Origin of the sequence: Microbispora sp. NPDC049633 (assembly GCF_040675265.1) — a bacterium.
Classification (GTDB): Bacteria; Actinomycetota; Actinomycetes; order Streptosporangiales; family Streptosporangiaceae; genus Microbispora; species Microbispora maris.
On record NZ_JBFAOO010000191.1, the window covers coordinates 1 to 13868 of the forward strand.

Genomic DNA, 13868 nt, shown 5'->3' on the forward strand with positions numbered 1-13868 from the left:
GGAGAAGATCGCCGCCGAGCTTCTGGTCCTGGTCAACGCCGAATCCCTCCCCACCCACCCCACCCCCCGCCCCCCCCCCCCGCCCCCCCCCTTCCGGGGAGCGAAGATCAGCCGGGCGCCTGGCAGCGCACTCCGGCCTCGGTGCTCCTGCACCACGGGGGCAGGAGGTCGTCCTGCGACTGCGGGGCGTTCTGGCCGTAGCCACGGGGGAAGAAGCGCTGCCGGTCACCGCCGGTGTCCCAGCTCGTCCCCGCGTCCGCCCGGCCCCAGACCATGGCGGTGACGGCCACGATGCCACCGCCGAGCAGCGCTCCGACGAGCGCGGACGCGATGCCGACGGCCACCAGCCGGCCCGTGTGCCCGCGCGGGAGCCGAGCCGACAGGCGCGCGGGAAGGCCGGGCTGCGGGGCCGACGCGAACGGCGGACGCGGGTTCTGCCAGCCGGGGGCGTTCCATCCCGCACCGCCGGGCCCGAAGGCGTACCCGCTGCCGCTCGGGAGCGCACTCGCGGGTCCCGGCCCCGGCCGGCCCGGGCCGGCGGAGCCTGTCCACGGCGCGTACGGCCCCGGCGCCCCGGACGCGGCCGCCCCGGGCGTGTTCATCGGGCCGGTCGTGGTGTTCGGGCCGGTCGTGTTGTTCGGGCGGGCCCAGGGTGAACCCGGCCCGGCCGCCCTGGGCGTGGTCGCCGGGCTGGTCCACAGTGCCGTGGGATTCGGCGGAGGCGGCGGTGGCGCGGTCGACCCGGTTGGCGCGGTCGGTTCGGTCGAGCCGGTTGGCGCATTCGGCGGGGTCGAGCCGGTCGGCAGACTCGGCACGCTCGGCGCCCCCGGGCCTGCGGGCTCAGCGGCCCCGCTGGTCGCGGCCGGCGCACTTGACCCGGTCGGCGTTGCCGGGGCGACCGGCGCGGTCCCAGCCGGTGCCGCCGGGCCGACCGGGTTGAGCGAGCCGACCGCGACCAGCGGGGCCGCTCAACCCGGTCGGCCCGGTTTCCGGCTCCGGGCGCGGGCCGCGCGGCTCGTCCCCGGTGCCGCGCGACCCCGCGTCCTGATCCGCCATTCAGATCTCCCTTACCCGCTTCAGAGAAGCGTTCCCGGGAACAAGGATGCGGCGTGATCCGTAAGAACGGCGTAAACCCGGCGGGCGCCTGCGACCTGAGTCGTACCGCCGTATCCGCCGCAAGGGTGAGACCTTCCTGAGCAGCCGATACATAGGGTTGGGTACGTGTTCGGCAGACTACGCGCCTGGACCCGGCGCCACAGCAAGCTCGTGGACGCGCTCACGGTCTCCCCGCTGGCGCTGTTGAGCCTGGCCACCGTCGAGACCTTCACCCGGTCGGGCTCGGTCGGGGCACGGGATGTGGGCGTGCCCGGACTACTGCTGCTGTCGGCCGCCCTCATCGTTCCGCTGACCTGGCGCCGCGAGCACCCGCGCGAGGTGTTCGCCGTGGTCGCCGTCGTCAGCTTCGTCCAGTGGCTGCTCGACGTCATCGTCCTGCCCGCCAACATCGCGGTGCTCGTCGCGGTGTACGGCGTGGCCTCGCGCTGCACGCTGCGGTGGGCGCTGGCCGCCGGGGCTGTCGCGGAGTTCGGGCTGCTGCTGGCGATGCTGCGCTGGTCCAACGACGCCGGGCAGGCGTGGCCGTCGTCGTCGGCCTTCATCGTCGCCGTCTGGATCGCCGGGATCTACGCCAACACGCGCCGCCGCTACGTGGAGAGCCTCGTCGAACGCGCCGAGCGGGCCGAGCGGGAGCGCGACCAGCAGGCGCGCATCGCGGCCGCCGCCGAGCGCGCCCGCATCGCCCGTGAGCTGCACGACGTGGTGGCGCACAACGTCAGCGTCATGGTCGTCCAGGCCGACGGCGCGGGGTACGCCCTCGACGGCGATCCGGAGCAGGCGCGGCGCGCCATGCAGGCGATCTCCGCGACCGGTCGGCAGGCGCTGGCCGAGATGCGCAGGCTGGTGGGCGTCCTGCGGCAGGACGCCGGCAGCCCGGCGGAGGAGTACGCTCCGCAGCCCGGCGTGGCCCAGCTGGGCGACCTGATCAGGCAGGTCAGGGACTCGGGACTGCCGACCGAGTTCACCGTGTCCGGCACCGCGCGGACACTGCCCGAGGGCGAGCAGCTCGCCGTCTACCGGATCGTGCAGGAGGCGCTGACGAACGCGCTCAAGCACGGCGGCCCCGGCACGCGGGCCTGGGTGGAGATGACGTACGGCAGGGGCGAGCTCGAGCTGATGATCAGCGATGACGGCAGGGGCGCCGCCGCGCCGCGCCTGGTCGGCGGGCACGGCCTTATCGGCATGCGGGAGCGGGCGGCGATGTACGGCGGGAGCGTCGAGGCGGCCCCGCGGACCGGCGGCGGGTTCCGGGTGGTCGCCAGGATCCCCATCGGGGTGGCCGCGTGACCGGGTCGTCCCCCGGCCGTGTGACCGGCGTGCTCCGGCCGCGTGACCGGGCGGTCCCCCGGCCGCGTGACCGGGCCGTCCCCCGGCCGCGTACGGTTGCGGGGATCGCGGCGATGACGAGCGGAGCGGAGCGGCAGTGATACGCGTCATGCTGGTCGACGACCAGGAGCTGGTGCGGACCGGGTTCCGGATGGTCCTCGGGGCGCAGCCGGACATCGACGTCGTGGGCGAGGCGGCGGACGGGCTCGCGGCCGTCGAGGCGCTGCGCACGGTCGAGGCGGACGTGGTCCTCATGGACGTCCGCATGCCACGGATGGACGGCGTGGAGGCGGCCCGCGTCATCTGTGCGGCGCCGGACGGTCCCAAGGTGCTGATCCTGACGACGTTCGACCTCGACGAGTACGCGTTCGCCGCGATCAAGGCGGGCGCGGCGGGCTTCCTGCTGAAGGACGTGCCGCCGGCCGAGCTGATCAGCGCGATCCGGTCGGTCCACACGGGTGACGCGGTGGTCGCGCCGAGCACGACCCGCCGACTGCTCGACCGTTTCGCCGTGCTCCTGCCCGAGGGAGACCAGCGGCGGCAGGACACCGGCGTGCTGACGGTGCGGGAGCGGGAGGTCATGGTCCACGTGGCCCGCGGCCTGTCGAACACCGAGATCGCGGCGCGCCTGCACCTCGCGGAGGCGACCGTGAAGACCCACCTGGGCCGCATCCTGGCGAAGCTGGGGCTGCGCGACCGCGCCCAGGTGGTCGTTTACGCGTACGAGACCGGTGTGGTCTCCCCCGATCATCCGCGGGGCTGAGTCCGGACTACCCCGCAAGTCGCACACGTCCCGCGGGGCCCGTCCCGTGGCCGCACGCCGAGAACGTCCGCGAGGCCGAGGAAACGCCCTGATCACGGCCATAGCGTGGCGTCATGACCACAACAACCCAGGTTCGCACCGCGGTCGTCGCGCGGGGACTGACGAAGGTGTACGGCGAGGGCGACGCGGCGGTGCACGCGCTGCGCGGCGTCGACATCGGTTTCGCCGCGGAGGCGTTCACCGCGATCATGGGGCCGTCCGGCTCCGGTAAGTCCACCCTGATGCACTGCCTGGCCGGTTTGGACACCGTGACGGACGGACGGGTGAGCATCGGCGACGTCGAGATCACCGGTTTGAACGACAAGCAGCTCACGCTCCTGCGTCGCGAGCGCGTCGGTTTCATCTTTCAGGCGTTCAACCTGCTGCCGACGCTGACGGCCGAGCAGAACATCCGGCTTCCGCTGGAGATCGCGGGCCGTCAGGCCGACCAGGCGCTGTTCGACCGCGTGATCGAGACGGTCGGCCTGCGGGACCGGCTCAGGCACAAGCCGAGCGAGCTGTCGGGCGGCCAGCAGCAGCGTGTCGCGGTGGCCCGGGCGCTCATCAGCAAGCCCCAGGTGATCTTCGCTGACGAGCCGACCGGCAACCTCGACTCGCGCAGCGGCGCCGAGGTGCTGGCGTTCCTGCGCAGGTCGGTGCGGGAGCTCGGGCAGACGATCGTGATGGTGACCCACGACCCGGTGGCGGCGTCGTACGCCGACCGGGTGGTGTTCCTGCGTGACGGCCTGCTGGTGAGCGAGATCGATCGGCCGACGCCGCAGGCCGTGCTCGACACGCTGATGGCGCTGGAGGCCTGAGCCGTGTTCAGGACCACTCTCACCGGGCTGCTGGCGCACCGCCTGCGCCTGCTGCTCACCTCCCTGGCGATCGTGCTCGGTGTCGGGTTCATCGCCGGCACGTTCGTGCTCACCGACACCATCGACGCCGGTTTCACCCAGTCGTTCGCCGCGGACGCCGACAAGGTGGACGTGGTGGTGACGCCCAAGGACGACACCGAAGGCGACGGGAGCCTGCCGCAGAGCGCGCTCGCGGCGATCAGGGCGGTGCGGGGCGTGCGGGACGCCCAGCCCGTGGTGTCCGGGGACGCGCCGCTGATCGGCAGGGACGGCAAGGTCGTCGGGGACTCCCCCACCGCCGGGGTGTCCATCCCGGCGAGCCGCATCAAGATCACTTCGGGGCGGGCGCCCTCCGCCGCGGGCGAGGCCGTGCTCGACAAGAACACCGCGAAGACCCAGGGGCTGGCACCGGGGGCGACGGTCGCGGTGCTCGACCGGGCGGGCGGACGGCAGGAGTTCCGCCTCGTCGGGATCTTCGACGTGGGCGTCGACCAGAACCTCGCCTACCGGGGCGCGGTCGCCTTCACCCCCGACACGGCGCGGCGCGTCACCGGCGCCAAGGGCTTCACCGAGATCGACGTCGTTTCGTCGGGACCCTCGCCGGAGAGCCTGCGTACGGCCGTCGCGGCGGCCGTGGGGGGCGACGCGACGGTGATGACCGGGCGGGAACGCGCCGACGAGGTGGCCAGGCGCAACCACGTGGACACGTCCTACATCCGGCTGGGCCTGCTGCTGTTCGGCGCGGTCGCGCTGCTCGTCGCCGCGCTCGTCATCTACAACACCTTCAACATCCTGGTCGCGCAGCGGATGCGCGAGATGGCGCTGCTGCGCTGCATCGGCGCCACCAAGCGGCAGGTCTTCGGCTCGATCGTGCTGGAGTCCGCCGTGGTCGGTCTGCTGTCGTCGGTGCTGGGCCTGCTGACGGGCCTCGGTCTCGGAGCCGCGGCGGTCGCCGTGCTGAGGGCCGTCGGAACCGACATCCCCACGGGCACGGTGACCCTGTCCCCGCAGACGATCGCCGTCGGCCTGTGCACCGGCGTCGTCGTGACGATGGCCGCGGCCCTGCTCCCGGCGCGCCAGTCCACCCGTGTGCCGCCCGTCGCGGCGCTGCGCGCGCAGGTCGAGGAGCACACCTTCCGCACCGGGGTCGTACGGGTGGTCGTCTCGGTCCTGCTCGTGCTTGCGGGGGCCGGCCTCACCGCGGCGGGGGTGCTGCAGAAGCCGGGCCAGGCGGCGCTGCTCACGGTCATGGCGGGCGGCGTGCTCGTGTTCTTCGCGGTGCTGGTGCTCGGCCCGGTGATCGTACGGCCGCTGAGCGGGCTGGCCGGCTGGCTGCCGGCGCGGCTGTTCGGCGTGCCGGGGCGGCTGGCCGTGGACAACTCGCGGCGCAACCCCAAGCGGGCGGCCACCACGACGGTGGCCCTGACCGTCGGTGTGACGCTGATGACGTTCATGTCGGTCCTGACCGCCACGGTGCGGACCACGGTCGGCGGCGAGCTCGACAAGCAGTTCCCCGCCGACTACATCCTGTCGGCGCAGACGGGCACGATCCCCCGCTCGGTCGCCGACGCGCTGCGCGGGAGCCGCGACCTCGCCGCGGTGACCGAGTTCCGCGGCAAGAAGGCCAAGGTGAACGGCCGCGACTACGAGGTGGGCACGGTCACCCGGTCGGCCATCGGCACCGCGATCAAGCCGGAGGCGTCGTCCGGCACGCTGGACGGCTTCGGCGCGGGTGACGTCGCGGTCGCCGACTACGTGGCCCAGGACCTCGGCGTCGCCGTGGGCGACACCGTGACCGTCGCGTCGGGCGGGAAGAGCACCCCGCTCGAGGTGGCGGCGGTGCTGAAGGCCGACGTGTCCCTGCTGCCGCCGTTCACGATGGCCGAGCAGGCGTTCGAGCGGCACTTCGGCGCGGTGGGCGACGCGCAGATCCTGGTGGACGCCGCCGACGGCGTGGCCCCGGAGCGGGCGCGCAAGGTGGTGGACGACGCCACGGCGGCCTATCCGGCGGTCAAGGTCGGCAGCACGACCGAGATCCGGGGGCAGTTCGACGAGGCGATCGACTCGGTGCTCATGGTCGTCACCGGGCTGCTGGCCCTCGCCATCGTGATCTCGCTGCTCGGCATCGCGAACACGCTGTCGCTGTCGGTCCACGAACGGACCCGCGAGTCCGCGCTGCTGCGCGCCCTCGGCCTGACCCGGCCGCAACTGCGGGGCATGCTCTCGGTCGAGGCGCTGGTCCTCGGCCTGGTGGGCGCGATCGTCGGCGTTGTGCTCGGCATCGTGTACGGCTGGGCGGCGACGACGACGCTCACGCAGAACGTCTCCTTCCAGCTTCCGGCCGTGCAGATTCTGATCTTCATCGCCGCCTCGGGCCTGGCCGGTGTGCTCGCCGCGGTGCTGCCCGCCCGCCGGGCCGCCCGGGCGTCGGTCGTCGGAGCGCTGGCCGCTTCCTGACCGCCGCTCCCCCGGGTTCCGTACGGGCCGGGGCGTCGGTCGCCCGGGTCACCCGCGCGTGCGGGCGACCCGGGCGCGGGCCGTCACAGGCGGCGGCCCTGGCGGTCGATCACGACCGCGAAGACCCCCGTGACGTCCTCGTACGGCGGTTCCACGGCCATGTGACCCCGCTGGGCGTCGATCCAGAGGACCTCGCCCCGGCAGTTGACCGCGTTCCACGCGTGGCTGCCGCCCCCGGCCCAGCGGGTGATGAGGACGGCGGCGGCGCCGTGCCCGCCGAAGATCAGCCGCTGGGCGATGGCCACGTACGCCCGGCGGCCGTGGCCCACGTATTCGAACCGGTGCCCGAGCCACTCCTCGGCGCGGCCGACGCCTCCGGTCTCCCCGGTCAGCAGCGGGCGGCCCGACCCGTCGTACTCCGGCTGTCTGCGTGCCGCCACCACGGGCTCGCCGTGCCAGGTGGACAGGACCGACAGCGCGCAGTCGACGGCGTTGTTGGACCTGAACGCGTCCTCCGTCGGCCCTTCGGCGTTGATCAGCCGGATCCAGGTGCCGCGCGGGTCCGGAAAGCGCCCGCTCACCGCCTGCACGAGGCTCACCTGGCCGCCCGGATCCGCCTCGGCCAGCCCGCCGGGCCTGCCGTACGGGCGGGTCTCCTCCAGCCGTCGCGGGCGGCCCGGGCCGTCCAGCCAGTCACACTCGGTGTCGTCGCGCAGCACGGCCGCCCAGAAGTCGTCGGCGTCCGGGAGCTCGCCCGTCTCCGGGCCGTCGTCCACGCCGCCGCCGGACGCCTCCTCGCACCACTCGCGCCGGCCTGCCTCCGGCGTCGTCTCGCCGCCCGTCTGCGCAGCGGGGATCCGCGGCGCGGGCGCGGCCTCGGTGGCGTCCTCGGTGGCGTCATCGTGGCCGGCGGCGTCGGCCCCGGCGTGATCCGCCTCGAGTCCGGTGGCCGGGCGTTCCTCCGCGTGCGCGAGGTCGCCCGGCACCCCCAGACCGGGCTCCCCCAGGCCGTACTCCCCGGGCTCCCCCAGGCCGGGCTCCCCCGGGCCGGGCTCCCCCGGGCCGGGCTCCCGCGAGCCCGAGTCCTCCCGCGCGCGGGCGTCCGGCCCGGACTCGTCGCGGGCGCCGGTCTCCCCCGGATCACGCTCGGCATCCCCGGAACCGGATGTTCCCGATGTCGCCGCCGAGTAGTCGACGGGCCCCCCGGCGGCCGTCTCCGTCTCCGGCTCTCCCGCCGCCTCGTCGTCATCGAGGGCGCGCTCGACGTCGCCGCCGCTCTCCGGTTCCTGTTCGCCGACGGCATCGCGGGCGTCCCGAGCGTCCCGGTCGTCCCGATCCTCCTCGGGCACCACCACGTCCGCACGGTCCTCGGCGTCCTCCGGGCCCCGGACATCCTCGTCGTCATCGGGCCCGGCGTCGGCGGGCGTCGTGACGGGGACGGCTTCCCGGAGGTCAGGCGGTCCGCCGCGGCGCCCTGTCGGCGTCCCCGGGCCGTGGCCTCCCCGTCCCCCGATCTCGCCGTTCCTCGCCGCCGGCACCACCGGCATGGTGATGGTGTCGGTCATTGTGTCGGTCATGGTGTCGATGACCAGCGGCAGCGCCGCGATCCGCACGTCGAGGCGGCGGTCCTCGAGCGATGGAGCAGGCGCGTCGGCCGCCTGCTCGTAATCCCGCCATCGCCGGCCGTCGGCCGACACGACCGGGTTGTACACACCGGACGGCAACCGCCACCTCGCGTGCCGGCGCGCCCTCTCCTGGTTCACGCGCTTGGCCCCCCTCCTCGCGCACATCAGCGTGCCGATGGTAGAGGCGGGCCGTCCGGGGCACGGCGGGTTTTCCCAACTCCAGACCCGGCTTCTCTTGGGGACCGCTCAGCGGGCGGTGACGGTGACGGTGTGGAGGCCTGTCGCGCCGTCGGGGGCGGGCGGGGCCTCGTCCTCGGTCTGGGTGTAGCCGGTCGCGTCGGTGGCCCGCACCGAGATCGTGTGCCGGCCGGGCGTCAGGTCGAGGTCGAGCGACCACTGCCGCCAGGTGTCCGGGCCGGGGGTGTCCGCGAGCCTCGCCTGCCGCCACGCGCCGCCGTCCACCCGCACCTCGACCGCGTCGACGCCGCGATGCTGCGCCCACGCGATGCCCGCCACGGTCGTACGGCCCGCCGTGGCCTCGTCCCCGTCACGGGGCAGATCGATCCTGGACTGGGTTTTGATCGGGCCGCGCGGCGCCCAGCCGCGCGGCGTCCAGTAGGCCTCGTCCCGGTCGAAGCGGGTGACCCTGATCTCGGTGACCCACTTAGTCGCCGACACATACCCATACAGGCCGGGCACGACCTGGCGGACCGGAAAGCCGTGGGCCTCCGGGAGCACCTCGCCGTTCATGGCGACGGCGAGCATCGCGTCGCGGCCGTCCATCACCACGTCGACCGGTGTGCCGCAGGTCCAGCCGTCCTCGGAGACGCTGAGCAGCATGTCGGCCTCACTGCGGATCCCGGCCTCGCGCAGCACGTCGGCGAGCCGGGCGCCGAGCCAGCGGGCGTTGCCGATGTACGGCCCGCCGACCTCGTTGGACACACAGGTCAGCGTGACGTCCGCCTCCATGAGGGGGCGCTTGAGCAGGTCGGCGAAGGTCAGCTCGACCGGCCTGTCCACCAGGCCGTGGATCTTCAGCGTCCATCGGGCCGGATCCACCGACGGCACGACGAGGGCGGTGTCCACCCGGTAGAAGTCGGCGTTGGGCGTGACGAAGGGCGCCAGGCCGGGAATCCGCAGGTCCGCTCCCGACGGGAGGGGCGCGGCCGGGCGCGCCGCGCGCGGCAGCATCCTCGCCACGCTCCTGCGGGCGATCTCGCCGTCCTTGGTGCCCGACAGCAGCCAGCCGCCGAGACCGGCCGCGCCCGCGACGACGACACCGGTCGCCGCCCCCGTCAGGAGCCTGCGCCGGTCGAAGGCGTACGGCGTGGCGTACGGGGCGGGGCTTGCCGACGCGCCCGCCCGCATGACGGCCGGCACGGCGGGGCCGGGCGCCGGCGAGCGGCTCTCCTCGTCCGGGGTCGCGGCACCCGCCGGGCCGGAGACCGGCCGCGTGGCCGGTGCCCTCTCCTCGTCGGCGGCCCGGCTGGCGGCGACGTAGTCCTCCTCGCCGCCGTCCATGGCGCGCCGCGCCAATCGGGACAGGGTCCAGGCGCCGGCCGCGGCGCCCGCGAGCGAGGGCAGGACGTGCGCCACCCCCGCGTCCGGCCGGGACAGCGCCGCGGCGGCGCCGACGAGGCCGAACACGGCCAGGCCCAGCGTGCCGTACGCCGTCCCGCGGCGAGCGAGCAGGCCGAAACCGGCGGCGACGAGCGCGAGCACGACGACGATGCCGCCGAGCAGGACCGGCTTGTCGTAGGAGCCGAAGGTGCGGATCGCCCATTCCTTGAGGCCGGCGGGCGTGGCGTCGACCACCGCGCCGCCCACGGCGACGACCGGCGCCGCGCCGGGGTCGATCAGACCGGCGACGATCTGGGCCGCCCCGAGCGCCACCGCGCCGGCGACGAGGCCGGTCAGCGCGGCCGCCCAGGCGGGCATGCGGGTGCGTGCTGCGTTCACATTACGAACGCTACGCCCGTGCGCCCGCCGGGGGTCTTACGGCGGGATTACGAGACGACCTCGGCGATCACCGGGGCGAGCGCGCGGAACGCCTTGCCCCGGTGGCTGATCGCGTCCTTCTCCTCGGCCGTCATCTCGGCGGTCGTGCGGGTCTCGCCGTCCGGCACGAAGATCGGGTCGTAGCCGAAGCCGCCCGTGCCGCGTCGTTCGCGGATGAGGAAGCCGTGTACGGCGCCCTCCACCACGTGCTCCTCTCCGGTCGGCAGCGCGAGCGCGGCCGTACAGGCGAAGTGGGCCTGCCGGCGGCCGTCCGGCACGTCGGCGACCTGCGCGAGCAGCAGGTCGAGGTTGGCGTCGTCGTCGCCGTGGCGGCCGGACCAGCGGGCGGAGAAGATGCCCGGCATGCCGTTCAGCGCCTCCACGCACAGGCCGGAGTCGTCCGCGACGGCGGGCAGGCCGCTGGCCGAGGCGACCGCGTGCGCCTTGAGCAGCGCGTTCTCCGCGAACGTGAGACCCGTCTCGGCCACGTCGCCGATCTGCGGGAACGCCTCCAGGCCGACGAGTTCGACCGGCACACCGGCGTCGGCGAGGATCCGGCGCAGTTCGACGATCTTCCCGGCGTTGCGGGTGGCCAGGACCACCTTGTTCATGCTGTCGTCCTCGATGTTCAGGAAAGGGCTTCCGTCTGGATGCGGGTGAGCTCGGCGCATCCGGCGGCGGCCAGGTCGAGCAGGCCGTTGAGCGCCGTCCGGTCGAACGGCGTGCCCTCGGCGGTGCCCTGCACCTCGACGTAGTCGCCCCTGCCGGTCATCACCACGTTCATGTCGGTCTCGGCCTTGACGTCCTCGCTGTAGTCGAGGTCGAGCATCGACTCGGTGCCGACGACGCCGACCGAGACGGCGGCGACCGAGTTCACCAGGGGGTCGCCCGGGCACATCCGGCGCTGCCGCATCCAGGCGATGGCGTCGGCGAGGGCGACGTACGCGCCGGTGATGGCGGCGGTGCGGGTGCCGCCGTCGGCCTGCAGCACGTCGCAGTCGAGCACGACGGAGTTCTCCCCCAGGGCCTTGTAGTCGACGCAGGCCCGCAGGGACCTGCCGATCAGCCGGGAGATCTCGTGGGTGCGCCCGCCGATCTTGCCGCGGACCGACTCGCGGTCGTTGCGGGTGTTGGTCGACCGGGGCAGCATGGCGTACTCGGCCGTCACCCAGCCGAGGCCGCTGCCCTTGCGCCAGCGGGGCACGCCGCTTTCCACCGTCGCGGCGCACAGCACCCTGGTGCCCCCGAACTCCACCAGTACGGAACCCTCCGCGTGGGCGAGCCAGTTCCGGGTGATGGTCACGGGGCGAAGCTGGTCGGGACGACGACCGTGTGAACGAGCCATACGGGTCACCCTAGGTCATACACGGCCCCGCTCCGTGCCAACTCCATCGGGCCGCCGAAGCCGCCACGTGAGGCGTCCTCCAGGATGCGGGACTTGTCATACCACGGGACGAGATGGGTGAGGACGAGCGCGGCGGCGTCGGCCCGGGCGGCGTGCTCGGCCGCCTGCCTGCCGCTCAGGTGCAGGCCGGGGGTCAGGTCCGGCTCGTCGAGGAAGGACGCCTCACACAGGAGCACATCGGCCTCGTGGGCGAGCTTGACCAGTTCGGCCGACTCGCCGGTGTCCGCCGAGTACGCGACGGACCTGCCCTGGTGGGTGACGCGGAAGCCGTAGGTCTCCACGGGGTGGTTCATCGTGGCGGCCGTCACCTCGAACGGGCCGACGTGCCGGGTGCCGGGCGACAGCCGTACGAAGTCGAAGGAGTTCTCGAGCACCGGCTCGTCCGGCATCGCGTACGCCGCGTTGAGCCGCTTCGAGGCGCCGGCGGGGGCGTGGACGGGCACCTTCGGCAGGGGGCCGTCCGGGGTGTAGGTGCGCACGACGTGGTAGGCGCACAGGTCGAGGCAGTGGTCGGCGTGCAGGTGGGACAGGAGGATGGCGTCGACCTCGTAGAGCCCGGCGTGCCGCTGGAGCGCGCCCAGCGAGCCGTTGCCGAAGTCGAGCAGCAGCCGGAAGCCCTCGGCCTCCAGCAGGTAGCAGGAGGACGGGCTGTCGGGGCCGGGGAAGCTGCCCGAGCATCCGATGATCGTCAACTTCATCGCGAACTCCCTACGCCGGTGACGTCGCCGATACCCGGGGCGGTCCGCTCCACCGACTGGAGCTCGGGACCGAGGAAGCGCTGCCCGAGCCGCGCGAACAGCTCGGTGTCGCCGGTCGCCCGGAAGCGGTGCCCCGGCTCGCCCGCGCCGTTGGACAGCCCGCGGTCGTGCAGGATGCGGTAGACGTCCTTGGCCGTCTCCTCGGCGCTGGACACCAGCGTCACCCCGTCGCCCGCGACGTACGAGAGGGCGCCTGTGAGCAGCGGATAGTGCGTGCAGCCGAGGATGAGCGTGTCGCAGCCGGCGTCCTGGATCGGTTTGAGGTAGCCCCTCACCACTTCGATGAGGTCCTCACTCATCGTCTCGCCCCGCTCGACGAACTCCACGAGCAGGGGGGCGGCCACCGCGACCAGCTCGACGTCGGGGGCGGCGGCGAAGGCGTCGTGGTAGGCCATCGATTCGATGGTGGCCCGCGTGGCGATCACGCCGACCCTGCCGTTCCTCGTGGCCCGCACGGCCCGCCGGACGGCGGGCTGGATCACCTCGACGACCGGGACGTCGTAGCGCTCCCTGGCGTCCCTGAGCACCGCCGAGCTCGCGCTGTTGCACGCGATGACCAGCATCTTCACATCGTGCTCGACCAGGTGGTCCATGACCTCCAGCGCGTACGCGCGGAGCTCGGCGATGCTCTTGGGTCCGTACGGCTGGTGGGCCGTGTCGGCCACGTAGAAGATCGATTCGTGGGGCAGCTGGTCGATGATCGCCCGGGCGACGGTCAGGCCGCCCACCCCGCTGTCAAAGATCCCGATCGCCCTGGTGTTGTCCGGCACGCTTCCCAAGGTTAGGGGAACGGCCCCCGCCGCTCGGGGTAAGAATGCTCACAACGCGTTCGCCGACCAAGGGCCGCCCGCGGGCGCCGCGATCAGACAGCGTCCTGATCCCGGACGCGACCGAGCCGGAGCCGGGCGATCCGAACGCGGCTCAGCCCCGGCCGAGGCGGGCGAGCTGGCGGGACTGGGCGACCAGCCGTCCCGCCGAGTCCCACACCTCGACCTCCTCGTCGAACCAGCCGTCGCTGATCAGCCGCCCGCCGCCCAGCAGGGTCAGCCACCCCGGCGCGGGCAGGGCGCGCAGATGCCAGGTCAGCTCCACCGTCGGGGCCCACCCCCGCGCCCCCGCGGAGAACACGACCGGCGGCAGCGCGTCCACCGCCAGCGCCAGCACGTACGGGTCGGGGTCCTGCGGCTCGGCGAGGCGGAAGTACGCCCGCGACTCGGGCCGGCCGGTCGGCTCGCCGGCGAGCCAGCCGATCGTGGGCGGGTCGAACGCCATCTCGATCTGGGCGTTGAAGTTCATGTTGGACTCGGGCTTGGGATCGGGCAGGCGCACGCAGTCCGCCAGGTCCGGCATCGCGGCCGACGGGCCGTCCGCCCAGTCCGGCGCCGCCGCCTCGTCCAGCGTCGCGGTCGTGACGAGCATCTCGATGAACGACACGCCGTCCTGCACGAGCCTCGCCCGGGTCATCGCCGCCGTACGGCCGGCCTTGAGCGGCTCGAGGAGCACCCGGGCGGGGCCGGGCCGGGC

At 73.8% G+C, this 13868-nt stretch carries 13 protein-coding genes; 5 read left to right on the forward strand and 8 right to left on the reverse strand.

Features of this window, described 5'->3' with window-relative positions; all coding sequences use genetic code 11:
• Positions 1–107: 107 nt before the first annotated feature.
• Positions 108–602 carry a hypothetical protein gene (locus AB0J39_RS32230; protein ID WP_363471680.1) on the reverse strand — a complete coding sequence of 165 codons (495 nt, stop codon included), beginning with the start codon at positions 600–602 and terminating at the stop codon, positions 108–110.
• Between the two features lie 619 nt (positions 603–1221).
• On the opposite strand from AB0J39_RS32230, the gene AB0J39_RS32235 reads away from it, so the two are divergent.
• From AB0J39_RS32235 to AB0J39_RS32255, 5 genes are all read left to right on the forward strand, one after another.
• Positions 1222–2403 carry a histidine kinase gene (locus AB0J39_RS32235; RefSeq protein ID WP_363471682.1) on the forward strand — a complete coding sequence of 394 codons (1182 nt, stop codon included), beginning with the start codon at positions 1222–1224 and terminating at the stop codon, positions 2401–2403.
• A complete protein-coding gene (locus AB0J39_RS32240) occupies positions 2400–2543 on the forward strand; it encodes a hypothetical protein (RefSeq protein ID WP_363471684.1) in 144 nt (47 codons plus the stop codon). Before AB0J39_RS32235 ends, AB0J39_RS32240 begins: the two co-directional genes overlap by 4 nt.
• A complete protein-coding gene (locus tag AB0J39_RS32245) occupies positions 2540–3205 on the forward strand; it encodes a response regulator transcription factor (protein WP_363471685.1) in 666 nt (221 codons plus the stop codon). The genes AB0J39_RS32240 and AB0J39_RS32245 overlap by 4 nt, the downstream gene beginning before the upstream one ends.
• Positions 3206–3318: 113 nt before the next feature.
• Positions 3319–4062 carry an ABC transporter ATP-binding protein gene (locus AB0J39_RS32250; protein WP_169981977.1) on the forward strand — a complete coding sequence of 248 codons (744 nt, stop codon included), beginning with the start codon at positions 3319–3321 and terminating at the stop codon, positions 4060–4062.
• A gap of 3 nt (positions 4063–4065) precedes the next feature.
• A complete protein-coding gene (locus AB0J39_RS32255) occupies positions 4066–6558 on the forward strand; it encodes an FtsX-like permease family protein (RefSeq protein WP_363471687.1) in 2493 nt (830 codons plus the stop codon).
• 83 nt (positions 6559–6641) lie between these two features.
• Here the strand turns inward: AB0J39_RS32255 and AB0J39_RS32260 are convergent, their stop codons facing one another.
• From AB0J39_RS32260 to AB0J39_RS32290, 7 genes are all read right to left on the reverse strand, one after another.
• Positions 6642–8321 (reverse strand): toxin glutamine deamidase domain-containing protein, encoded by a 1680-nt coding sequence (locus tag AB0J39_RS32260; RefSeq protein ID WP_363471689.1) that lies wholly within the window; start codon positions 8319–8321, stop codon positions 6642–6644.
• Positions 8322–8429: 108 nt separating this feature from the next.
• A complete protein-coding gene (locus AB0J39_RS32265; RefSeq protein ID WP_363471690.1) occupies positions 8430–10142 on the reverse strand; it encodes a molybdopterin-dependent oxidoreductase in 1713 nt (570 codons plus the stop codon).
• A 47-nt stretch (positions 10143–10189) separates the two neighbouring features.
• Positions 10190–10792, reverse strand: coding sequence for an RdgB/HAM1 family non-canonical purine NTP pyrophosphatase (gene rdgB, locus AB0J39_RS32270; RefSeq protein WP_363471692.1), 603 nt, complete (start codon positions 10790–10792; stop codon positions 10190–10192).
• Positions 10793–10809: 17 nt separating this feature from the next.
• Entirely contained in the window at positions 10810–11526 is a 717-nt protein-coding gene (gene rph / locus AB0J39_RS32275) for a ribonuclease PH (protein ID WP_363471694.1), read from the reverse strand.
• A 5-nt stretch (positions 11527–11531) separates the two neighbouring features.
• Positions 11532–12284: an MBL fold metallo-hydrolase gene (locus AB0J39_RS32280; protein ID WP_346226217.1), complete on the reverse strand. Its 753-nt coding sequence runs from the start codon at positions 12282–12284 to the stop codon at positions 11532–11534.
• The gene (gene murI / locus AB0J39_RS32285) at positions 12281–13114 is read right to left on the reverse strand and encodes a glutamate racemase (RefSeq protein ID WP_363471696.1); all 834 of its coding nucleotides are present in this window, start codon (positions 13112–13114) and stop codon (positions 12281–12283) included. Before murI ends, AB0J39_RS32280 begins: the two co-directional genes overlap by 4 nt.
• A gap of 151 nt (positions 13115–13265) precedes the next feature.
• Positions 13266–13868: thioesterase family protein (locus AB0J39_RS32290; RefSeq protein ID WP_363471698.1), on the reverse strand; the 603-nt coding region annotated here is incomplete at its 5' end.

Excerpts from the sequence above, each read along its gene's own strand:
- AB0J39_RS32230 (WP_363471680.1), bottom strand. The coding sequence starts at position 602 with ATGAACACGCCCGGGGCGGCCGCGTCCGGGGCGCCGGGGCCGTACGCG.
- AB0J39_RS32250 (WP_169981977.1), top strand. The coding sequence starts at position 3,319 with ATGACCACAACAACCCAGGTTCGCACCGCGGTCGTCGCGCGGGGACTG.
- rdgB (WP_363471692.1), bottom strand. The coding sequence starts at position 10,792 with ATGAACAAGGTGGTCCTGGCCACCCGCAACGCCGGGAAGATCGTCGAA.
- rph (WP_363471694.1), bottom strand. The coding sequence starts at position 11,526 with ATGGCTCGTTCACACGGTCGTCGTCCCGACCAGCTTCGCCCCGTGACC.
- AB0J39_RS32280 (WP_346226217.1), bottom strand. The coding sequence starts at position 12,284 with ATGAAGTTGACGATCATCGGATGCTCGGGCAGCTTCCCCGGCCCCGAC.